A 20969-nucleotide genomic window follows, 5' to 3' on the forward strand; every position below is an offset into this window, starting at 1 on the left:
TCTCGCCGGGGGAAAGCGTATGACGTTCTGGAGCATAGTGCGCCAGCGCTGCTGGGGGTTAATCCTGGTGGTGGCCGGTGTCTGTATTATCACCTTTATTATTTCACACCTGATCCCCGGCGATCCGGCCCGCCTGCTGGCCGGCGACCGCGCCAGCGACGAAATCGTGCAGAACATCCGCCAGCAGCTAGGGCTGGACCAGCCCCTGTATGTTCAGTTTGGCCGCTACGTGGACGCTCTGGCCCACGGTGATTTAGGCACGTCCATCCGTACCGGACGCCCGGTCGCGGAAGACCTGAAGGCCTTTTTCCCCGCCACGCTGGAGCTGGCCTTTTGTTCTCTGCTGCTGGCGCTCGTCATCGGCGTGCCTCTGGGGATTTTGTCCGCGGTGTACCGCAACCGCTGGCTGGATCACCTGGTGCGTTTAATGGCGATGACCGGGATCTCCACGCCGGCCTTCTGGCTCGGGCTGGGCGTCATCGTGCTGTTCTACGGGCACCTGCAGATCCTCCCGGGCGGCGGCAGGCTGGACGACTGGCTCGATCCGCCGACGCACGTCACCGGCTTTTATCTGCTGGACGCGCTGCTGGAGGGCAACGGTGAGGTCTTTTTCAACGCGCTTCAGCACCTGATTTTACCCTCGCTGACGCTGGCGTTTGTTCACCTGGGGATCGTGGCGCGCCAGGTCCGTTCGGCGATGCTGGAGCAGCTCAGCGAGGACTACATCCGCACCGCGCGCGCCAGCGGACTGCCCGGCTGGTACATCGTCCTGCGCTACGCTCTGCCGAATGCGATGATCCCGTCCATTACCGTGCTCGGGCTGGCGCTGGGCGATCTGCTTTACGGCGCCGTGCTGACCGAAACCGTCTTTGCCTGGCCGGGCATGGGCGCCTGGGTGGTGACGTCCATTCAGGCGCTCGATTTCCCTGCCGTGATGGGCTTTGCCGTCGTCGTTTCGCTGGCCTACGTGCTGGTTAATCTGGTGGTCGATCTGCTTTACCTGTGGATTGACCCGCGAATCGGGCGCGGAGGTGCCGAATGATGTTAACGCAGGAAACGCCCGTCCCGGCTAAAACCGCCGGACAACGCATCAACTGGGCAAAGCTGTTCTGGATGCTGCGTCAAAGCCCGCTCACGATCGTTGGCGGCATCATTATGATTGCGATGCTCTTCCTGATGGTGGCTTCGCCGTGGATTGTGCCGCATGACCCGAACGCGCTGGATCTGACTGCACGCCTGCAGGCGCCGTCTGCACAACACTGGTTTGGTACCGATGAGGTGGGACGCGACCTGTTCAGCCGCGTGCTGACGGGCAGCCAGCAGTCGATTACCGCCGGGCTGGCGGTGGTGGCGATTGCGGGCGGCATTGGCTCACTGCTGGGCTGTTTTTCCGGCGTGCTGGGCGGGCGCGGCGACGCCATCATCATGCGGGTGATGGATATCATGCTCTCCATTCCCTCCCTGGTGCTGACCATGGCGCTGGCCGCCGCGCTCGGGCCGAGCCTGTTCAACGCCATGCTGGCGATTGCGATTGTCCGCATCCCGTTTTACGTCCGCCTGGCGCGCGGGCAAACCCTGGTGGTGCGCCAGTTTACCTACGTTCAGGCCGCCCGCACGTTTGGCGCCTCCCGCTGGCATTTGATCCGCTGGCATATCCTGCGCAACGCCCTTCCGCCGCTGATTGTGCAGGCTTCGCTGGACATTGGCAGCGCCATTCTGATGGCCGCCACGCTGGGGTTTATTGGCCTGGGCGCGCAGCAGCCCACTGCCGAATGGGGCGCGATGGTGGCCGTTGGCCGTAACTACGTCCTGGACCAGTGGTGGTACTGCGCCTTTCCCGGTGCGGCAATTTTGATTACCGCCGTAGGCTTTAACCTGTTTGGCGACGGTATCCGCGATCTGCTGGATCCGAAATCGGGAGGAAAACAGTGATGACCGAACCGGTATTACGTATTGAGGACCTGCACCTGAGCTTCCCGATTTTTCGCGGTGAGGTCCACGCGCTGAACCACGTTTCGCTGGAGATCGGCAGGGGTGAAATCGTCGGCGTGGTGGGCGAGTCGGGTTCGGGTAAATCCGTGACCGCCATGCTCGCCATGCGGCTGTTGCCGGAAGGGAGCTACCGCATTCATCACGGACAGGTGAAGTTACTCGGCGAAAACGTCCTGACGGCGTCCGAGAAACAGCTTCGCCAGTGGCGCGGTGCCCGAGTGGCGATGATTTTTCAGGAGCCGATGACCGCCCTCAACCCGACGCGGCGGATTGGCAAACAGATGGTGGAGGTGATCCGCCAGCATCAGCCGCTTTCGCGGCGCGAGGCGCAGCAGAAGGCGATTGCCCTGCTGGAAGAGATGCAAATCCCGGACGCGAAGCAGGTCATGGAGCGTTATCCCTTTGAACTCTCCGGCGGCATGCGCCAGCGGGTGATGATCGCCCTTGCCTTCTCCTGCGAGCCGGAGCTGATTATCGCCGACGAGCCGACCACCGCGCTGGACGTTACCGTCCAGCTCCAGGTGCTGCGCCTCCTGAAGCACAAGGCGCGGGCCAGCGGGACCTCGGTGTTGTTTATCAGCCACGATATGGCCGTGGTGTCGCAGCTCTGCGACAGGATGTACGTGATGTATGCCGGGAGCGTGATCGAGAGCGGTGCCACGCAAACGCTGATCCACCGACCCGTGCATCCCTACTCCATCGGCCTTCTGCGGTGCGCGCCGGAAAACGGCCAGCCGCGCGACCTGCTTCCCGCCATCCCCGGCACGGTGCCCAACCTCAGCCAGCTTCCGCAGGGGTGCGCCTTCCGCGAGCGCTGCTTTGCCGCCGGGGCGAAATGCAGCGAAACGCCGCGCTTACAGCCCAACGGTGCAGAGGGCCAACAGGCTGCCTGCTGGTATCCACAACGGGAGAAACACCATGTCTGATGTACTGCTGGAACTGGATAGCGTGCACGTGAACTTTGCGGCGCGCAAAAACTGGCTGGGCCGCGTGACGGAACAGGTCCATGCCCTCAATGGGCTCGATCTGCAGATCCGCCGGGGGGAAACGCTGGGCATTGTCGGTGAATCCGGCTGCGGGAAAAGCACGCTGGCCCAGCTGCTGATGGGCATGCTTAAGCCCAGCGCCGGCGCGTGCCAGCGGGCTCACCACGCAGGCGGCATGCAGATGGTGTTTCAGGATCCGCTCTCGTCGCTCGACCCGCGATTGCCGGTCTGGCGCATCATCACCGAGCCGGTGTGGGTGCAAAAACGCAGCAGCGAGCGCGAGCGCCGTCAGCTGGCGGAGGATCTGGCGCTGCAGGTGGGCATTCGCCCGGAATACCTCGACAGGCTTCCGCACGCCTTCTCCGGCGGGCAGCGCCAGCGCATCGCCATCGCCCGGGCGCTCTCGTCCGATCCCGATATTATCGTGCTTGATGAACCCACCAGCGCGCTGGATATCTCCGTGCAGGCGCAAATCCTCAACCTGCTGGTGAACCTGCAACAGCAGCGTAATCTGACCTACGTGTTAATCTCGCATAACGTCTCGGTGGTCAGACACATGAGCGACCGGGTGGCGGTGATGTACCTCGGGCAGATTGTGGAGCTGGGCAGCGCCGCGCAGGTGCTTGGCGAGCCGCGCCATCCCTATACCCGTCTGCTGCTCGACTCGGTTCCCCGCACCGGTGAACCGCTGGATGAAAATCTGGCGTTACGCAAAACGGAGCTTCCCGGCAACCGTCACCTGCCCGAGGGCTGTTTTTTCCGCGACCGTTGTCCGATGGCAACGCAGGGGTGTGAACGTCCCCAGCCGCTACAGCCCTCACGCGAGGGCCGTAACGTCCGCTGCTGGCGCAGTCTGGATTAGATTTGCGCCATTCCGCCGTCCACAAACAGCTCGATGGCGTTAATAAAGCTGGCCGCGTCGGAGGCCAGAAACGCCACCGCTTTACCCACCTCGCCCGGCGCGCCTAAACGCCCCAGCGGTACCTGGGCGGCCAGCGCGTCGTACAGCCCCTGACGGTGTTCTTCCGGCACCAGATCGCCGAGACCTGGCGTTTTGATCGGGCCCGGGCTCACCACGTTGACGCGGATCCCGCGGCCCTGCAAATCCAGCGCCCAGGAGCGGGCAAAGTTGCGCACGGCGGCCTTGCTGGCGCTGTAGACGCTGAAGTTGGCCGTCCCTTTAACGGAGACCGTCGAGCCGGTCAGAATAATCGACGATCCGGCGGAGAGCAGCGGCAGCGCCTTCTGCACCGTGAACAGCACTCCGCGGACGTTGGTGCCAAAAATCCGGTCAAACTGCTCTTCGGTGATCGCGCCCAGCGGCAGCATATCGCCGCCACCGGCATTGGCGAACAGGATATCAAGACGGCCTTCATCTTTGGCTATCCGGGCATAAACCTCATCCAGATCGGCAAGCTTTGAAACGTCCGCGCGAATGCCCACGGCGTCAGAAGCAATCTCTGCTACCGCGGCGTCCAGTTCGGCCTGACGACGACCGGTGATGTACACCTTCGCGCCCTGCGCCGCCAGCTCCTGCGCCGTGGCAAGACCAATACCGGTGCTGCCGCCGGTGACCAGTGCGATTTTTCCTGAGAGAGTCGTGTTCATGTCATTTACCTTTTGTTGGGTTTGTGGTGCGCGCTTTCGCTCGCGTTGAACAAACTTTAGCCCTTGCGGCATTAGTGAAAAACAGGCAAAAATGAAAATGACTATTCACATACAGAAATAATCAGAGGTCATCATGGACCAGCTCATGGCGATGCGCGCCTTTACGCGGGTCGTGGAGTCCGGCAGCTTTACCCGCGCGGCGGACTCGCTGAATATGCCGATCGCCACGCTGAGCAAGCTGGTCAAATCGCTTGAGTCGCACCTGGAGATACGCCTTCTGCACCGCACCACTCGCCGGGTGGTCGCGACACCTGAAGGGATGGAATACTATGAAAAAGCGCTCAGGGTGCTGATTGATATCGAAGATATCGACACCTCGTTTCGCGTTTCCCGCGCGACGCCAAAAGGGCATTTGCGGGTTGACGTGGGCGGCTCCACCGCCCGGGACGTGCTCATTCCCCTGCTTCCGGAATTTATGCAGCGCTACCCTGAGATCCGCATCGACCTTGGCGTGGCCGACCGGCCGGTCGATCTCATCAGCGGTAACGTAGACTGCGTGATTCGCGGCGGTCCGCTGGACGACTCAACCCTCATCGCCCGTCATCTCGGTAACGCCGAAATGGTCACCTGCGCGACGCCGGGCTACCTGAAAAACCATGGAGTTCCGGCCTATCCACAGGAGCTGTGCAACGGCCACAAGCTCATTAGCTACCTCTCGCCCGTCACCGGGCGGGCGTTTCCTTTTCGCTTCAGAAAGAACGGCGAGACGCTGGAAATCAACGTTCCGCATTATCTCGGCGTAAATGAAAGTAATGCCCATCTGGCGGCTGCCGCGGCGGGGCTGGGGGTCGTTCAGACCTTTGAGTATTCGGCAAACGCGTATTTACGGGCGGGAACGCTGACGGCGATTCTGAGCGACTGGCGCCCTGCCGCCTATCCGTTTCATGTGGTTTACCCTCAGAACCGGCATCTGACGCACCGTCTTAAGGTGTTTATTGCGTGGCTGGCGGAGGTGTTTCCCGCCGCGCTGAAGGGATAGCCGGGCGCAAACCCGGCTGTGGCTTAGTTAAGTTTATAGTCCAGCGTAATCTCAGCCTTCAGGAGCTGCGATACCGGACAGCCCGCTTTTGCTTTCTGAATAATGCCGTCGAACTGCTGCGGGGCGATGCCTGGAACGGTCACCTTGCTTTTCAGGGCAACCTTAGTGATGGCAAAGCCGCCGTCGGTTTTATCCAGAGAGACGTCCGCGGTGGTATCAATGGAATCGGCGGTATAACCCGCTTCGCCGAGCATCAGCGACAGCGCCATTGAGAAGCAGGCCGCATGTGCCGCGCCAATCAGCTCTTCGGGGTTGGTCCCCTTTTCGCCCTCAAAGCGGGTATTGAAACCATAAGGCTGCTGATTGAGAACGCCGCTCTCGGTGGAAACCGTTCCTTTTCCGCGCTTAATGTCGCCAGACCAGTGTGCCGAACCGTGCTTATGAATAGTCATTCTTGCTCTCCTTTTGGCTTACAAAGGGTTAAGTATAGACTACGCATCTGCCCCACCCTGGAACACAGACAATTCCGGGACTTTCACCTGCTGTACCGACAAAAAGGATAATGATATGGCGCTAAAAATCAGGATGGCCGTTGCCGTCACCACGCTGGCTCTGTCGCTCTCTTCACTGGCGAAAACGCCGGAGAACTTTATCTATACCAGCTCGGGCGATCTCGACGCGGCGTTTCCCCTCGTTGCGCGAAGCGATATCGGCGGCGTGCAGATCGTTTACAACTGGCGCCTGCTGGAACCCGAGAAGGACAGCTATGACTTCTCGCGGATCGAACAGGATCTGGTGCGCGTTAAGGCCGCCGGAAAAAAGCTCTTTATTCAAATCCAGGATCGTTTCTTTGAGCCGGACGCCCGCTACGTTCCGGACTATCTGATGCACGACACGCAGTACGGTGGCGGGATTGCGCCGCAGTTCGATAACCCCGGCGAAGACAAGCCGGTCGGTTCAGGGTGGGTGGCGCGTCAGTGGGATCCTGCCGTGCGCCAGCGCTACCAAGCGCTGCTGGCCGCCCTCGCGAAACGCTTTGATGGAAAGGTGTATGGGGTAAACCTGCCCGAAACCGCCATTGATATCGACGAAAAAAATCCGCCCGCCGGATTTACCTGCGACAGCTATTTCGCGGGTGAAATGGAAAACCTGGCCTTTGCGCGAAAGGCTTTTCAGAAATCACGCGTGGTGCAGTACGTGAACTTCTGGCCGTGCGAATGGGATAATGACCACAACTACATGGGGCGACTGTTTGCGTATGCCAGCGCCAACAATATCGGCCTGGGTGGGCCGGACATTGTTCCCAACCGCAAGGCACACATGAAGAATGCCTATCCCTTCTTCCATAAAAATAAACAGACGCTGCCGCTCATCGCCATGGCGGTTCAGGAACCGACCCTGACCTATAAGAATCCTCAGACCGGAAAACCGTTCACCAAAGCGGAATTTGTCCGCTTCGGCGAAAGTTATCTCGGTGCCGATATTATTTTCTGGAGCACGACGTCTCCCTGGCTAAAGGTGAGGTAATGCCTTCTTATGCCAGGTAGCGCGACAGTTCGTCAAGGAATACGCGCAGCGCGGCAGGCTGGTATTCCCGGGACTGATAAATGCCATGGATGGCAAGCGGTTTCGGCTCAAGCGCCTCCAGCACCGGCACCAGCAATCCCTGTTCCAGCGCGGCAGACGCTTCGCGCTCCGGCAGCATGGCAATACCGCAGTGCTTGATCGCCGCGTCCATCAACAGTGAAGAGATGCTGGCGCTCAGGTTGCCGCTGACGGCCACGCTCAGGCTTTCCCCTTCCGGCGTCAGGAAGTGCCAGGACTGCCCGGCAAAAAAGCTGTAGTGCAGGCAGTTGTGCTGCGCTAACTCTTCGGGGCTGACGGGGGTACCGTGCTGTGCCAGATACGACGGCGAGGCGCAGAGCACCGAGCGACATTCCCCCAGCCGGCGGGCAATCATGCCGGGTTCGGGGTTGTCGGTAATGCGCACGGCGACATCAATGCGCTCTCCCACCAGGCTCACCGGGTGGTTGTTCACGTCCAGCTCGATGCGCAGCTGCGGGTAGCGCGAGAGCAGACCGGGCAGCACCGGCGCAATCAGGTGCATGGCGGTAAAATGGGCGCAGGCCACCCGCAGCGTGCCGGACGGCAGATCCTTCTCCGACTGGCCCTCGATTTCCTGCGAAATCTGCGAGAGCGTCCGGGTTTTTTGCAGCACCTTTTCCCCTGCCGCGGTCAGCGTCAGCTTGCGCGTAGAGCGGTTTACCAGCCGCGTTCCCGCCCACTTCTCCATTTGTTCAAGGTAGCGGCTCACCATCGGTCGGGAAATGCCCAACGCGCGGGCCGCCGCGCTCAAACTGCCCAGCTCGCATATCCGGTTGTAGACCTGAGCGGCGATAACGCGGTCCATATAAGCTCCATTTGCTCGATTTATGAAACTAAGCATGTCTTGTTTCAGGAATTCTGGCAAATACGAATATCCGTACAATAAAGACATTCCTGAACAACAGAGACAACAGCATGAAATTCACTCACCTTGCCCTGCTTTCCACCCTTTTCACGCCGGCTGTTTTTGCCGCGCCGTTAACCATTGATACCTGGAACCCGCAGGAAAAAGGCATTTTCCCGGTCTCCTCCACGCTGGTTTCCGGCCCGAAAGAGGCGGTGCTGTTTGACGCGCAGTTCAGCGTGAAGGATGGCGAAGCGCTGGTAGAAAAAATCCGCCGCAGCGGTAAAACCCTGAATAAGATTGTGATCACCTCCGGCGATCCGGATTTCTATTTTGGCCTGCAGCCGCTGGTCAAAGCCTTCCCGAATGCCAAAGTGGTGGCCACGCAGCATGTGGTTGACCATATTAAAGCCACCAAAGACGCCAAGCTCGCCTTCTGGGGGCCGCAGATGAAGGACGGCGCGCCAACGGAGCTGGTTGTCCCGCAGGTTCTTGCCTCCACCACGTTCATGGTTGACGGGGAAAAGGTCGATATCGAGCAGTCAGACAGCTACGCGGCCTATGTGTGGATCCCCTCAGCAAAAACGATCCTCGGCGGCACCGGGGTAGCCTGGGGCATTCACGTCTGGACGGCAGACACCCAGACGCCGGAAAGCCGCAAGCAGTGGCAGGAAACGCTGGAGCATATGGCCGCGCACAAACCTGAGCGCGTGATCCCGGGCCACTACCTGGGCACTCCTCCAGCGGGCACTGGCGCGATTGATTTTACCCGCGACTATCTGCAGCGCTTTGAAAAGGCTTTAGCCGCGCATAAAGATTCCGCAGGCGTCATCAGCACCCTGAAAAAACAGTATCCAGGCCTGGCTGATGAAAGCTCGCTGGAATTAAGCGCCAAAGTGAATACTGGCGAAATGAAGTGGTAATTTAAAAACGGCTCCTGCTATATTTCCGCGATAGCAGGAGCCCCGCCAAAATATCCCCGCCGTTACCCGTCGATATAGCCACACCTTTTAAAAGTGCATAAAAGCATGCACTTATGCCATTTTTATTTCTAAGATGAATCTGAACCACAACCGGGAAAATATTTGCCATTCTGTTTATGAATTAAATTTTTTGCGAGCCGTACCATTAAACAGACAACGACACGGAGGCAGCATGTTTACTTATTACCCGGCTAATACCGCAGCAGCACAACCTGAACTCGTTAACGCGATTGCGCAGGGTCTTCACGCCGAGCACGGTGCTGTGACTGAAGATGACATTTTGATGGAACTAACCAAATGGGTGGAATCCACCGATAATGACATCCTCAGTGACATCTACCAGCAGACTATTAACTACGTCGTCAGCGGACAAAACGCACCCTTGTAAAAACCTGCTAAGCTGGATCTGCAACCTAAGGGGTTACATTTCGTTTGCGTAAGCAAACTGGTCCTTAAAACTATCAACAGGATTGAGGAGTTAACATGAAATCGAACCGTCAGGCACGCCATATTCTGGGACTGAACTACAAGCTTTCAAATCAGCGTAAAGTGGTGATTGAAGGCGACCACGAAACGCAGGTCACGCACGCCACCGGCAGAAAACGCCACGCCGGCAAGTAAGTTCCAGACTGAGATCCAGAACACCATCGGTAATCCCGATGGTGTTTTTGTTTATGTGTTGCGGTAATTAATATTTAGCTCCTTTATAATACCGCCTGACCGCACCCCATCGCACAGGCCAGAAAGATGACAAACAGCAGTGTCAGGGACGGATCTTCATAAAAAGAGTGAGTGACATGGACAACAAACTGAAAAAACATCGTTCCTTATACATCCCATACGCCGGACCGGTTTTACTCGAATTCCCCCTGCTCAACAAAGGCAGCGCCTTCAGCATGGAAGAGCGCAGCAGCTTTAACCTGCTGGGTTTACTGCCCGAAGTGGTTGAAACCATTGAAGAACAGGCGGAGCGCGCGTGGATCCAGTATCAGGGTTTCAAAACCGAAATCGACAAGCACATCTACCTGCGTAACATTCAGGACACTAATGAAACCCTCTTCTATCGCCTGGTGCAGAACCATCTCGAAGAGATGATGCCGGTGATCTACACCCCGACGGTGGGTGCGGCCTGCGAGCGTTTCTCAGAGATCTACCGTCGTTCACGCGGTGTTTTCATCTCCTATCAGAACCGCCACAACATGGACGATATTCTGCAGAACGTGCCGAACCACAATATAAAAGTGATTGTGGTGACCGACGGCGAACGTATTCTCGGCCTCGGCGACCAGGGCATTGGCGGGATGGGGATCCCAATCGGTAAGCTCTCTCTCTACACCGCCTGCGGCGGCATCAGCCCGGCGTATACCCTGCCGGTGGTGCTGGACGTCGGGACCAATAACCAGCAGCTGCTCAACGATCCGCTCTATATGGGCTGGCGCCATCCGCGCATTACCGACGACGAGTACTATCAGTTTGTCGACGACTTCATCCAGGCCGTGAAGCACCGCTGGCCGGACGTTCTGCTGCAGTTTGAAGACTTCGCGCAGAAAAACGCGATGCCGCTGCTGAACCGCTATCGCGATGAGATCTGCTCTTTTAACGACGACATCCAGGGCACCGCAGCCGTGACCGTGGGTACGCTTATCGCCGCCAGCCGCGCAGCCGGCAGCCAGCTGAGCTACCAGAAAATTGTCTTCCTGGGCGCAGGCTCTGCGGGCTGTGGTATCGCCGAGCAGATCATCGCCCAGACGCAGCGCGAAGGCTTAAGCGAAGAGCTGGCCCGCTCCCGCGTCTTTATGGTTGACCGTTTCGGCCTGCTGACCGACGCTATGCCGAACCTGCTGCCGTTCCAGAACAAGCTGGTGCAGAAGCGCGAGAACCTGAAAAACTGGGATACCGACAACGAAGTCCTTTCCCTGCTGGACGTAGTGCGCAACGTGAAGCCGGATATTCTGATCGGCGTTTCCGGGCAAACCGGCCTCTTCACCGAAGAGATCATTCGCGAGATGCACAAGCACTGCGAGCGCCCTATCGTGATGCCGCTTTCCAACCCGACCTCCCGCGTGGAAGCGACGCCGCAGGACATCATCGCCTGGACCGAAGGTAACGCGCTGGTCGCCACCGGCAGCCCGTTCGACCCGGTGGTGTGGAAGGATAAAACCTATCCGATCGCCCAGTGCAACAACTCCTATATCTTCCCGGGCATTGGTCTGGGCGTGATCGCCTCCGGCGCGTCCCGCATTACCGATGAGATGCTGATGTCGGCGAGCGAAACCCTCGCGGGCTACTCGCCGCTGGTCAACAACGGTGAAGGGCTGGTGCTGCCGGAGCTGAAGGACATTCACAAGGTGTCGCGCGCTATCGCGTTTGCGGTAGGTAAAATGGCTCAGCAGCAGGGCGTGGCGGTGAAAACCTCTGCCGACGCGCTGCAGCAGGCCATCGACGACAACTTCTGGAAGCCTGAATACCGCAGCTATCGCCGTACCTCGATTTAATTCTGCACTGCGACCGTTCCCTCTCCCTTTGGGAGAGGGAATTAGATTCGCCCCCCACTAGCCAAACCCCTTTTCCCCCGCTACACTCCCTTCATCTATTAACCTACTGAATATATAAGGAGGCCAATTATGCTGTATCGTGAAATTTTCAATGTTTCACATACATTTGGTGATCGCACCAGCTCAAGCGTTATCGGTATCGTGCTGCGATAACTTCTGCTTGAGCGAAGACACCAACCCCTGAAATCCCTTCTCTCGGGCTTACTGAGTTATCGTCAGCGATGTTTGACGAGGCATAAACATGCCTGTAACTCTTGGGTAAGCAACAATGAGCACTTTACTCACTGCACAATCTTTACGCGTTGATACGGCGTTTGGCACGCTCTTCGACTCACTCTCCTTTACGCTGAAAAAAGGCGATCGCATTGGCCTGCTGGGCGACAACGGCTGCGGCAAAAGCACGCTGCTGAAGGTGCTGGACGGCACTGACTCCCCCGCCGCCGGCACGGTAGCGCTGGCCGGGCACTGCCTGATGGCGCGCGTGGAGCAACATCTTCCGGACGCCATTTTCCCGCTGACCATGCTGGATGCCGTGCTCGCACAGCTGCCTTTAGCCGAGCGCGATAGCCTGCGCTGGAAAGCCGAAACGCTGCTGGCAGGCATGGGCTTCACGCCTCAGGATATGGCGCTGCAATCCGCCACGCTGAGCGGCGGGCAGCACACCCGCCTGCTGCTGGCGCGGGCGCTGATTCACGCCCCGGATCTGCTCCTGCTCGATGAACCCAGCAACCACCTTGATTTGCCGACCATGCTCTGGCTGGAACACTTTCTGCAGAACTGGTCAGGCAGCTTCGTGCTGGTCTCCCATGACCGACAGCTGCTGGATGCCGTCACCAACGGCAGCTGGATCCTGCGCGATAAAACGCTGCACTACTTCGCCCTTCCCTGCACGGCCGCCCGCAAGGCGCTGGAAGCAAAGGATGAAAGCGACGCGCAGCGCCACAAGGCGGAGCAAAAGGAGATTGACCGCGTGACCGCCAGCGCGAAGCGGCTGGCGACCTGGGGCAAGGTTTACGACAACGAAGACCTGGCCCGCAAAGCCAAACAGATGGAAAAACAGGTCGAACGGCTGAAGGAGAGCCAGACGGCGCTCACGGCAGGCAGCCAGTGGACGTTAACCCTGCGCGGCGACGCGCTGCGGGCCGACCGTCTGCTGGAGATGGAAAACCTCAGCGTCCCGCCTGCGCCCGGGCTACCGCCGCTGTTTAACATCGAAATGGCGCGGCTAAAAAGCGGCGATCGCGTGGCGATTGTCGGTCGTAACGGCTGCGGCAAATCGTCGCTGATGAGGCTTATCTGGCAACAGTTTGCCGATGAGTCCGCAGAAAGCGGGTTGAAAATCCATCCGCGCGTGTCGCCAGGCTATTACGACCAGACGCTTAATCAGCTGCCGGATGACGCCACGCTGCTCGACGCGCTGGAGCCTTTTGCACCGGATCCGCAGAACCGCAAAATGGCGCTCATCAGCGCCGGGTTCCCGTGGTCCCGCCATGGGCAGAAAATCAGCACGCTCAGCGGCGGCGAACGCTCGCGCCTGCTGTTCGTGGGCCTGACGCTTGCCCGCTACAGCCTGCTGATGCTGGATGAGCCCACTAACCACCTGGACATGGAAGGCAAAGAGGCGCTGGCGCAAACCCTTCAGCAGTTTGAAGGCGGCGTGCTGCTGGTCAGCCACGACCGTCAGTTAATTAGCCAAAGCTGCAACCGTTTCTGGCTGATTGAAGAGGGAAAGCTGAGCGAGTGGCACGATGCAGAAGCGGTGTTTGAGCGCCTGCGTGAAAGCGCGGGGCTGGCGACATCCACCGCGCCCGTCATCGACGCTGCGACGGTTCAACCCTCGCCGTATGACGATCTGCTCGAACGGCTGGTCGCGCTGGAAACGCTGCTGGAAGACGATCTGGCGCGTAAGCCGAAGCATCAAAAGCCGCATCTTCAGGCGCAATGGCGTAAAGAGATAGAGGAGATAGAGGCACAGCTGTAAGTCTGCGCCCGGCGAGTCTCTCGTCGGGCCAGTATTTCCCCCCTAAATTATTAGAGGAACGCCGTATTCTTATTCTGAAAATGGATTAAATAATGACATTATGTTGCCGTTGCCTTGCATTACAGCGCCAAACCACTAATCCTTGAGGAGTATTACACCTGCTATGCAGATACTCATCATGAACAAGGAGATACATATGAAGGCTGCTGTTGTCACTCAGGATCATCAGGTTAATGTCACCGAAAAAACCTTACGCCCGCTAAAGCACGGGGAGGCCCTGCTGAAGATGGAATGCTGCGGCGTATGCCATACCGACCTCCACGTGAAGAACGGTGATTTTGGCGATAAAACCGGGGTTATCCTGGGCCACGAAGGGATTGGCATCGTAAAAGAAGTCGGCCCCGGCGTGAAGTCGCTGAAAGTCGGTGACCGCGCAAGCGTGGCCTGGTTTTTCGAAGGCTGCGGCCACTGCGAATACTGTAATACCGGCAACGAAACCCTGTGCCGCGACGTGAAAAACGCCGGTTACTCCGTTGACGGCGGCATGGCGGAAGAGTGCATCGTCACCGCTGACTACGCCGTAAAAGTGCCGGACGGTCTGGAATCCGCTGCGGCCAGCAGCATCACCTGCGCCGGCGTCACCACCTATAAAGCGGTGAAGGTCTCGGGTATCAAACCGGGCCAGTGGATCGCAATCTATGGTCTGGGCGGTCTGGGAAACCTTGCGCTGCAGTACGCCAAAAACGTCTTTAACGCCAAAGTCATCGCTCTCGACGTTAACGACGAACAGCTGAAGCTGGCGGCCAGCATGGGTGCGGATTTAACCATCAACTCCCGCAGCGAAGACGCCGCGAAAATTGTGCAGGAGAAAACCGGCGGCGCGCATGCCGCAGTCGTTACTGCCGTCGCAAAAGCGGCCTTTAACTCAGCCGTTGACGCCGTGCGTGCCGGTGGCCGCGTGGTCGCGGTTGGCCTGCCGCCGGAAGCGATGAGCCTCGACATTCCGCGTCTGGTGCTGGACGGCATTCAGGTGGTAGGTTCCCTGGTCGGCACCCGTCAGGATCTGCAGGAAGCCTTCCAGTTCGCCGCAGAAGGTAAGGTGGTGCCGAAAGTCACGATGCGTCCAATCGAGGACATCAACGCCATCTTTAAAGAGATGGAACAGGGCCAGATCCGCGGCCGTATGGTGATCGACCTACGTTCATAATCGTTCATTTTTCATTACCGCTCCTCGCTGGGGCGGTTTTTTTATAGCCATTTTCCGGCAATCCTTATCTTAATTCCTTTGTTCCCTTGTTTTCCCCCGCGCCCGATGATGAATCCGACGCTAACAAGAAGATAACAAAGGAATTCACCATGCAAACCCCATTTCGTCTGCCGCTGCTGACGGCGCTGATTCTGGCGACAACCGCAGCCTGGGCAGCAGATGCGCCCGTCAAAGGCGGCACGCTGATTTATCTGGAGCAACAGGCGCACACCAACCTCTATCCGCCTGCCGGTGGCTTTTACCCGAACGGCGGCATTCTGAATCAAATCACCGACAAACTGACATGGCAGAACCCAAAGACGCTGCAGGTCGAACCCTGGGTGGCCGAAAGCTGGACCACCAACGCCGATAAAACCGAATACACCTTTAAGCTTCGTCCCGGCATCACCTTCTCCGACGGCACGCCGCTGGACGCCAACGCCGTGGCGAAAAACTTTGATACCTACGGTTCAGGCAATAAGGCACAGCGCCTGCCGGTGTCAGAAGTGATTAATAACTACGATCGCAGCGAAGTCATCGACCCGCTGACCGTGAAGTTCTACTTCAAAAAACCGTCGCCGGGGTTCCTGCAGGGCACCGCCACCATTGGCTCGGGTCTGGTCTCGCTCAGCACGCTGAAGCGCAACTTCGAAGAGCTGGGAGATGCCCGCCACATCATCGGTTCCGGCCCGTTTGTGGTGAAGGACGAGAAGCTGGGACGTGAAGTGACGCTCGAAGCGCGCAAAGACTACCAGTGGGGGCCGAAAAACCTGGCGCAGCAGGGGCCCGCTAATCTCGATGGCATCAAGTTTATCGTGACCCAGGAAGACAGCGTGCGCGTGGGGGCCCTGCTGGCCGGTCAGGCCGACTTTATTCGCCAGGTGCAGGCGTATGACGAAAAGCAGGCGACAGATCAAGGCTATAAAATCTACGCCGCCCCGACCCGCGGGGTGAACGACAGCATCAGCTTCCGCCCGGATAACCCGCTGGTCGCCGACGTTCGCGTTCGCCAGGCGCTGCTGCATGCCACCAATGCAAAACAGGTGGTCGAGACCCTCTTCTCGGCCAACTATCCGCAGGCGAAGTCCGTGATTGCCGGTTCCGCCGCAGGCTTTGTCGATCTCAGCGACAAATTGACCTTTGACCCGGAAAAAGCCAACCAGCTGCTGGACGAGGCGGGCTGGAAAGCAGGCGGCGACGGGATCCGCGCCAAAGACGGCCAACGTCTGGCGCTGACGGTGTATGAATCCCTGCCGCAGCCACAAAATAAAGAGGTGCTGCAGCTGGTTGCCCAGCAGTGGCGACAGGTGGGCGTGGCGCTGAGCGTCAAAGCCGGTGACGCAGGCAGCCGCACGCTGGATAACCTTGACCCGCTGAAAACCCCGTTAACCGTCTCCGAAGTGGGCCGCGCCGATCCTGACGTGGTGAAAAGCATGTTCTACCCGGCTAACCGCGACGCGCTGCTGCAAAAAGGCGGATCCAGCGACAAGGTCAAAAACTTCCGTGACGACAGGCTGAATGAACTGCTGGTGAACATTTCTGCTGAAGTCGATCCGCAAAAACGCCTGCAGCTGACGGGGGACGCCCAGCGCTACCTGCTGGATAACGCCTACGTTATTCCGATTTTCGAGGAGCCGCAGGTCTTTGCCGGTGCGCCGTGGCTGAAAGGCGTCAATTTTGAAGCGGTAGGCCGCCCGTCGTTCTACGGCGCGTGGATTGAGAAACACTGAGGAGCCGACGATGCGCCACGCACTTCTTCAACGCTTTGGGCACGGGCTGCTGGTACTGTGGGCCGCCTTTACCCTCTCGTTCGTGTTGCTCCAGGTGCTGCCGGGCGACGCGGTGCTGATTAAATTTCAGAACCCGGACCTGGGCTTAAGCCCGGCGCAAATCGAGGAGATGCGCGTGGCCTACGGCGCAGACAGGCCGCTGTGGCAGCAATACGGTCATACGCTGCTGGCGATGCTGCGCGGGGATTTCGGCTATTCGCTACAGGCAGGCGTGCCGGTCAGCGAGCTGATTGCCAGCAATCTGCCGGCTACCCTGAGCCTCGCCCTGCCTGCCTTTTTACTCGCGGTCCTGCTGGCATTTGCGCTGGCCTTTGCGTCGCGCCTGCCGGGTCTGCGCTGGCTGAGTAATACCCTCCAGTCTCTGCCAGTCCTGTTTATCTCTTTACCGACGTTCTGGCTGGGGATTGCCCTCATCCAGCTTTTTTCTTTTCAGCTGCGACTGATCCCGGTGATTAACCCGACGCCGCTGCAGGGGCTGATCCTGCCGATCGTGACCGTCGCGATCCCGATCTCCGCCCCGCTGGCGCAAATTCTGATGCGCAGCCTGGACCAGGTGGCGACGCAGCCGTTTGTCGCCGTCGCCCGTGCCAAAGGGCTGAGTGAAACCGCCGTCCTGTGGCGTCACGTGACCGGCAACGCCCTGCTGCCGGTCCTGAACATTGCCGGGCTGCTGCTGGGCGAGCTGATTGCCGGGGCACTGATCACCGAAACCGTTTTTGGCCGCAGCGGGCTCGGGCAGCTGACCCAGCAGGCGGTGAATAATCAGGACATCGCCGTGCTTCAGACGGTGGTTATGATTTCCGCCCTCGGTTTTGTCCTGATCAATCTGCTGGTGGATATGCTGATGCCGCTGCTGGATCCCCGTCTGCAAACCGTTACCGGAGGTGCATCATGAGTCTGGTCGATTACGCGGCCGCCGCGCGAAAACGCGTTCCAGCGTGGCAGGGAGTGGAATGGCAGCCGGGGCTATGGCTGGCATGGGCGGTGATTATTTTAGCCGCTTTTGCCGCCGTGGCGCCCGGCCTGTTAACCCACTTCAGCCCGATTGAGGGCATCGCCGGGGCACAGCGCCTGGCACCGCAGGCCGGTCACTGGCTCGGGACCGATCAGCTTGGCCGGGATGTTTATACGCGTATCGTTTATGGCGCCTCCCATTCCCTGAGCGCGGCGCTGGCCGCCGTGACGATGGGTCTGGTGGTAGGCACCGGTTTAGGGGTGATTGCCGGGGCGTTCGCCGGACGCGTCGAGTCTCTGCTGATGCGCTTCGTCGACGTGCTGCTGTCCATCCCGTCTCTGCTGCTCTCGCTGACGGTGATTATTCTGCTCGGGTTTGGCACCGTTAACGCCGCGATTGCCGTAGGCGTTGCCTCCATTGCCAGCTTCGCCCGCCTCGCGCGCGGTGAAGTGGTGCGCATCCGCCACACGGATTACGTCGAGGCGGTGTTCGGCAGCGGCGGGACGTTTTTCGCCGTGCTGTGGCGACACATCCTGCCCAACGCGTTAACCGCCGTCCTCGCCTTTGCCACGCTGCAGTTTGGTCAGGCCATCCTGGCGCTCTCCACGCTGAGCTTTCTCGGTTACGGCACCCCGTCGCCGGTGCCGGAATGGGGCTTACTGATTGCCGAAGGCCGTAACTATCTCTCTACCGCCTGGTGGCTCACCACTTTCCCCGGCGTCGTCGTCATCGCCGTGGTGCTGGCCACCAACCGCATCAGCCAACAGTTCAGCGGAGGTCGTTAATGACCGTGCTCTCAGTGGAAAATTTGACGATCAGCTACCGTACCGCGCGCCAGTGGCGAGAGGTGGTGCATAACGTCAGCTTCACGCTCGGACGAGGGGAAATGCTGGCGTTTGTCGGCGAATCCGGGTCCGGCAAGACGACCACGGCGCAGGCGATCATTGGCCTGCTGGCCGATAACGCCCGGCGCGATGCGGGAAAGATATCGCTCAACGGCGAGGAGATTAGCCGATGGTCCGCGAAGCGTCTCGATACCCTTCGCGGGGCGCGAATTAGCCTGGTGCCGCAGGATCCGGGTAATTCGCTCAACCCGGTGAAAACCATCGGTGTGCAGGTCGGAGAAATTATTCAGCTACACCAGAAGGTGACCCGCGCCGAGCGCGACGAGCAGGTGCTCGCCCTGCTGACAAAGGTCGGCCTGAGCCACCCCGAACAGCGCATGACGCAGTATCCCCATCAGCTCTCCGGCGGGATGAAACAGCGCGTGCTGATTGCCATCGCCATTGCCCTGCGTCCGGACGTGATCGTTGCCGATGAGCCCACCAGCGCGCTGGATGTGACGGTGCAAAAACGTATTCTCGATCTGCTGGATATCCTGCGCCGGGAATCGGGTACCGCCGTTCTGTTTGTCACCCACGATCTGGCGCTGGCCGCACAGCGCGCGGACAGGCTGCTGGTGTTTCGCGATGGCGAGGTTCAGGAACAGGGCAACACCGCCGATATCGTCCGCACGCCGCAGCACGCCTACACCCGTCAGCTGTTGAGCGATCTCCAGGGCCAGCGCCTGACCATCGCCCCGGTGGCCGGTCGCCCGCTCGCGTCCCCGGCCATTCGCGCCCGCGGCATCAGCAAGCAATTCTCCCTGGGCAAAGGTCATCAGCTTCAGGCGCTGGATCGGGTTACGTTTGACGTCAGGCGCGGCAGCACGCATGCGCTGGTCGGTGAATCCGGCTCCGGGAAAACCACCCTCGCCCGTATTTTGCTGGGTTTTGAACAGGCCGACAACGGACAGGTCATCATTGATGATATTGATGCCACCGCGCTCAGCCGCGAGGCACGCCGTCAGCTGCGCCAGAAGATCCAGTTTGTCTACCAGAACCCGTTTGCCTCTCTCGACCCGCGTCAGACGCTGTTCGAGATCATCGAGGAGCCCCTGAAGAACTTTTCTCGCCTCGGTAAGGCGCAGCGAAAGCTCCGGGTGGAGACGGTGGCTCAGCGGGTTGCCCTGCCCGTCGAACTCCTGACCCGCACCGCCCGGGAGCTTTCAGGCGGACAGCGGCAGCGCGTTGCCATCGCCCGGGCGCTGATCCTGGAACCGACCATTCTGGTGCTGGATGAAGCCACCTCCGCGCTGGACGTCACCGTGCAGGCGCAGATTCTGGCTCTGCTTCAGCAGCTGCAGCAGCAGCTGGGATTGACCTACCTCTTTATCACGCACGATCTGTCTACCGTCCGCCGGCTCGCCCACAGCGTCACGGTGCTGCGCAGCGGTCAGGTGGTCGAACAGGGTGATGTCGGAACCTTATTCGCGTCGCCGCAGAACGACTATACCCGCGAGCTGATTGACGCCATTCCCCATTTTTCATCCGCTACGGAGGAGTTCGCATGACGCGAAAACGCCTGGGATTTTTCACCCGCCTGCTTGACGACGCTACGCCGAAGGAGCGCTATCGTCTGGCAACTGAACAGATCCGCCACGCCGAACGCCACGGTTTTGACAGCGCCTGGATTGCCCAGCACCACTTCCACGAAAGTGAAGGTGGCCTGCCGTCGCCGCTGCTGTTTCTGGCGCACGTAGCCGCGCATACCGAAACCATCCGACTGGGCACGGCCATCATCACCCTGCCGATGGAAAACCCGCTGCGCGTCGCGGAAGATGCCGCCGTGCTCGATTTACTCGCTGATGGCCGTCTTGAGGTCGGTTTTGGTTCGGGCGGCACACCGACCTCATTTCTGCCGTTCGGCCTGACGTTTGAGGAGCGCGGCGCGGCCTTTGCTGACCATTTGCATGTGATCCAAAGCGCCTGGCGCGGGGATTCGCTGACCCATCCGGATAACCACCTTTACCCGCCTGCGCCGCAGCTGGCCGACCGTATCTGGATTGCCACCTTCTCTGTTGACGGAGCCGTTCGCGCCGCCCGGGCCGGACACGGTTTAATGCTCTCCCGCACGCAGCCGCGCCCGGCAGATCGGCTGGATTTAACGCTCGACGAGATCCAGAACCCGATTGTGGATGCCTACCTCGATGCGCTGCCTGCGGGCATCGCACCGCGCATTTTGGCCTCCCGTACGGCGTTCGTCGCCGACAGCGACGACTATGCGCTCAGGGTCGCGACGCCGGGCCTTACGAAACAGGCCCAGCAGCATCGCGCTGCCGGGCACGTGGTTAGAGGTGACAACGTCACCGATTATCGCCGCCAGTTTGACGCCCATATTGGTTCGCCCGATACGGTGCTGAATTCTCTGAATGCTGACTCCATTCTCAGGCGCGCCACGGATATCTCATTCCAGGTCCATTCGGTCGAACCCACGCATCGCGACACGCTGCGGTCCATCGAACTGATCGCCGAACGTATTGCCCCCCACATCCTTTGAGGAGACA

The 20969-nt window shown here is 59.6% G+C and carries 20 protein-coding genes; 17 read left to right on the forward strand and 3 right to left on the reverse strand.

Annotation, left to right across the window (positions count from 1 at the left end):
• Window positions 1–19 precede the first annotated feature (19 nt).
• From ACOTZC_RS05075 to ACOTZC_RS05090, 4 genes are read left to right on the forward strand one after another with little or no spacing between them, the layout of a single operon-like run.
• On the forward strand, window positions 20–1042 hold the full coding sequence (locus ACOTZC_RS05075) for an ABC transporter permease (protein WP_033145620.1): 1023 nt from the start codon (window positions 20–22) through the stop codon (window positions 1040–1042).
• The gene (ddpC, locus tag ACOTZC_RS05080) at window positions 1039–1932 is read left to right on the forward strand and encodes a D,D-dipeptide ABC transporter permease (protein ID WP_023311888.1); all 894 of its coding nucleotides are present in this window, start codon (window positions 1039–1041) and stop codon (window positions 1930–1932) included. The genes ACOTZC_RS05075 and ddpC overlap by 4 nt, the downstream gene beginning before the upstream one ends.
• The gene (locus ACOTZC_RS05085) at window positions 1932–2918 is read left to right on the forward strand and encodes an ABC transporter ATP-binding protein (protein WP_126303355.1); all 987 of its coding nucleotides are present in this window, start codon (window positions 1932–1934) and stop codon (window positions 2916–2918) included. The genes ddpC and ACOTZC_RS05085 overlap by 1 nt, the downstream gene beginning before the upstream one ends.
• On the forward strand, window positions 2911–3840 hold the full coding sequence (locus ACOTZC_RS05090) for an oligopeptide/dipeptide ABC transporter ATP-binding protein (protein ID WP_045399916.1): 930 nt from the start codon (window positions 2911–2913) through the stop codon (window positions 3838–3840). Before ACOTZC_RS05085 ends, ACOTZC_RS05090 begins: the two co-directional genes overlap by 8 nt.
• Here ACOTZC_RS05090 and ACOTZC_RS05095 read toward each other — a convergent pair.
• Window positions 3837–4586: an SDR family NAD(P)-dependent oxidoreductase gene (locus ACOTZC_RS05095; RefSeq protein WP_023311891.1), complete on the reverse strand. Its 750-nt coding sequence runs from the start codon at window positions 4584–4586 to the stop codon at window positions 3837–3839. The genes ACOTZC_RS05090 and ACOTZC_RS05095 overlap by 4 nt on opposite strands.
• Before the next feature lie 133 nt (window positions 4587–4719).
• Between ACOTZC_RS05095 and ACOTZC_RS05100 the strand changes: the two genes are divergently transcribed.
• On the forward strand, window positions 4720–5625 hold the full coding sequence (locus ACOTZC_RS05100) for a LysR family transcriptional regulator (protein WP_248162370.1): 906 nt from the start codon (window positions 4720–4722) through the stop codon (window positions 5623–5625).
• 23 nt (window positions 5626–5648) lie between these two features.
• Here ACOTZC_RS05100 and ACOTZC_RS05105 read toward each other — a convergent pair whose 3' ends face one another.
• Window positions 5649–6077 (reverse strand): OsmC family protein, encoded by a 429-nt coding sequence (locus ACOTZC_RS05105; RefSeq protein ID WP_023311893.1) that lies wholly within the window; start codon window positions 6075–6077, stop codon window positions 5649–5651.
• A gap of 115 nt (window positions 6078–6192) precedes the next feature.
• Between ACOTZC_RS05105 and ACOTZC_RS05110 the strand changes: the two genes are divergently transcribed.
• Window positions 6193–7152: a hypothetical protein gene (locus ACOTZC_RS05110; protein ID WP_248162371.1), complete on the forward strand. Its 960-nt coding sequence runs from the start codon at window positions 6193–6195 to the stop codon at window positions 7150–7152.
• Between the two features lie 7 nt (window positions 7153–7159).
• On the opposite strand, the gene ACOTZC_RS05115 is transcribed toward ACOTZC_RS05110, so the two are convergent.
• Window positions 7160–8035 (reverse strand): LysR family transcriptional regulator, encoded by an 876-nt coding sequence (locus ACOTZC_RS05115; protein ID WP_248190872.1) that lies wholly within the window; start codon window positions 8033–8035, stop codon window positions 7160–7162.
• A gap of 110 nt (window positions 8036–8145) precedes the next feature.
• Between ACOTZC_RS05115 and ACOTZC_RS05120 the strand changes: the two genes are divergently transcribed.
• From ACOTZC_RS05120 to ACOTZC_RS05170, 11 genes are all read left to right on the forward strand, one after another.
• Complete coding sequence (locus ACOTZC_RS05120; RefSeq protein WP_163353846.1) at window positions 8146–8997, forward strand: Vmh family MBL fold metallo-hydrolase; 852 nt, start codon at window positions 8146–8148, stop codon at window positions 8995–8997.
• 232 nt (window positions 8998–9229) lie between these two features.
• Window positions 9230–9445, forward strand: coding sequence for a biofilm-dependent modulation protein (gene bdm, locus ACOTZC_RS05125; protein WP_013096534.1), 216 nt, complete (start codon window positions 9230–9232; stop codon window positions 9443–9445).
• A gap of 95 nt (window positions 9446–9540) precedes the next feature.
• Window positions 9541–9678 carry a stationary-phase-induced ribosome-associated protein gene (gene sra, locus ACOTZC_RS05130; RefSeq protein ID WP_008501714.1) on the forward strand — a complete coding sequence of 46 codons (138 nt, stop codon included), beginning with the start codon at window positions 9541–9543 and terminating at the stop codon, window positions 9676–9678.
• 176 nt (window positions 9679–9854) lie between these two features.
• The gene (locus tag ACOTZC_RS05135; RefSeq protein ID WP_023311897.1) at window positions 9855–11552 is read left to right on the forward strand and encodes an NAD-dependent malic enzyme; all 1698 of its coding nucleotides are present in this window, start codon (window positions 9855–9857) and stop codon (window positions 11550–11552) included.
• A 328-nt stretch (window positions 11553–11880) separates the two neighbouring features.
• A complete protein-coding gene (locus tag ACOTZC_RS05140) occupies window positions 11881–13593 on the forward strand; it encodes an ABC-F family ATP-binding cassette domain-containing protein (RefSeq protein WP_163353847.1) in 1713 nt (570 codons plus the stop codon).
• A gap of 196 nt (window positions 13594–13789) precedes the next feature.
• The gene (adhP, locus tag ACOTZC_RS05145; protein WP_023311899.1) at window positions 13790–14800 is read left to right on the forward strand and encodes an alcohol dehydrogenase AdhP; all 1011 of its coding nucleotides are present in this window, start codon (window positions 13790–13792) and stop codon (window positions 14798–14800) included.
• A 149-nt stretch (window positions 14801–14949) separates the two neighbouring features.
• A complete protein-coding gene (locus ACOTZC_RS05150) occupies window positions 14950–16569 on the forward strand; it encodes a TIGR04028 family ABC transporter substrate-binding protein (protein ID WP_126303361.1) in 1620 nt (539 codons plus the stop codon).
• 10 nt (window positions 16570–16579) lie between these two features.
• Complete coding sequence (locus ACOTZC_RS05155; protein ID WP_421635634.1) at window positions 16580–17524, forward strand: ABC transporter permease; 945 nt, start codon at window positions 16580–16582, stop codon at window positions 17522–17524.
• Window positions 17521–18369, forward strand: coding sequence for an ABC transporter permease (locus tag ACOTZC_RS05160; RefSeq protein ID WP_421635635.1), 849 nt, complete (start codon window positions 17521–17523; stop codon window positions 18367–18369). The genes ACOTZC_RS05155 and ACOTZC_RS05160 overlap by 4 nt, the downstream gene beginning before the upstream one ends.
• Complete coding sequence (locus ACOTZC_RS05165; RefSeq protein WP_045399947.1) at window positions 18369–19976, forward strand: dipeptide ABC transporter ATP-binding protein; 1608 nt, start codon at window positions 18369–18371, stop codon at window positions 19974–19976. Before ACOTZC_RS05160 ends, ACOTZC_RS05165 begins: the two co-directional genes overlap by 1 nt.
• Window positions 19973–20962: a putative FMN-dependent luciferase-like monooxygenase gene (locus ACOTZC_RS05170; RefSeq protein WP_126303367.1), complete on the forward strand. Its 990-nt coding sequence runs from the start codon at window positions 19973–19975 to the stop codon at window positions 20960–20962. The genes ACOTZC_RS05165 and ACOTZC_RS05170 overlap by 4 nt, the downstream gene beginning before the upstream one ends.
• Window positions 20963–20969 lie beyond the last annotated feature (7 nt).

It is taken from the genome of Enterobacter cloacae complex sp. SHL009 (assembly GCF_049237205.1).
Taxonomy (GTDB): domain Bacteria; phylum Pseudomonadota; class Gammaproteobacteria; order Enterobacterales; family Enterobacteriaceae; genus Enterobacter; species Enterobacter cloacae_M.

Coding starts and splice junctions, on each gene's coding strand:
- ACOTZC_RS05075 (WP_033145620.1), top strand. CDS start 20: ATGACGTTCTGGAGCATAGTGCGCCAGCGCTGCTGGGGGTTAATCCTG.
- ddpC (WP_023311888.1), top strand. CDS start 1,039: ATGATGTTAACGCAGGAAACGCCCGTCCCGGCTAAAACCGCCGGACAA.
- ACOTZC_RS05085 (WP_126303355.1), top strand. CDS start 1,932: ATGACCGAACCGGTATTACGTATTGAGGACCTGCACCTGAGCTTCCCG.
- ACOTZC_RS05090 (WP_045399916.1), top strand. CDS start 2,911: ATGTCTGATGTACTGCTGGAACTGGATAGCGTGCACGTGAACTTTGCG.
- ACOTZC_RS05095 (WP_023311891.1), bottom strand. CDS start 4,586: ATGAACACGACTCTCTCAGGAAAAATCGCACTGGTCACCGGCGGCAGC.
- ACOTZC_RS05100 (WP_248162370.1), top strand. CDS start 4,720: ATGGACCAGCTCATGGCGATGCGCGCCTTTACGCGGGTCGTGGAGTCC.
- ACOTZC_RS05105 (WP_023311893.1), bottom strand. CDS start 6,077: ATGACTATTCATAAGCACGGTTCGGCACACTGGTCTGGCGACATTAAG.
- ACOTZC_RS05110 (WP_248162371.1), top strand. CDS start 6,193: ATGGCGCTAAAAATCAGGATGGCCGTTGCCGTCACCACGCTGGCTCTG.
- ACOTZC_RS05115 (WP_248190872.1), bottom strand. CDS start 8,035: ATGGACCGCGTTATCGCCGCTCAGGTCTACAACCGGATATGCGAGCTG.
- ACOTZC_RS05120 (WP_163353846.1), top strand. CDS start 8,146: ATGAAATTCACTCACCTTGCCCTGCTTTCCACCCTTTTCACGCCGGCT.
- bdm (WP_013096534.1), top strand. CDS start 9,230: ATGTTTACTTATTACCCGGCTAATACCGCAGCAGCACAACCTGAACTC.
- sra (WP_008501714.1), top strand. CDS start 9,541: ATGAAATCGAACCGTCAGGCACGCCATATTCTGGGACTGAACTACAAG.
- ACOTZC_RS05135 (WP_023311897.1), top strand. CDS start 9,855: ATGGACAACAAACTGAAAAAACATCGTTCCTTATACATCCCATACGCC.
- ACOTZC_RS05140 (WP_163353847.1), top strand. CDS start 11,881: ATGAGCACTTTACTCACTGCACAATCTTTACGCGTTGATACGGCGTTT.
- adhP (WP_023311899.1), top strand. CDS start 13,790: ATGAAGGCTGCTGTTGTCACTCAGGATCATCAGGTTAATGTCACCGAA.
- ACOTZC_RS05150 (WP_126303361.1), top strand. CDS start 14,950: ATGCAAACCCCATTTCGTCTGCCGCTGCTGACGGCGCTGATTCTGGCG.
- ACOTZC_RS05155 (WP_421635634.1), top strand. CDS start 16,580: ATGCGCCACGCACTTCTTCAACGCTTTGGGCACGGGCTGCTGGTACTG.
- ACOTZC_RS05160 (WP_421635635.1), top strand. CDS start 17,521: ATGAGTCTGGTCGATTACGCGGCCGCCGCGCGAAAACGCGTTCCAGCG.
- ACOTZC_RS05165 (WP_045399947.1), top strand. CDS start 18,369: ATGACCGTGCTCTCAGTGGAAAATTTGACGATCAGCTACCGTACCGCG.
- ACOTZC_RS05170 (WP_126303367.1), top strand. CDS start 19,973: ATGACGCGAAAACGCCTGGGATTTTTCACCCGCCTGCTTGACGACGCT.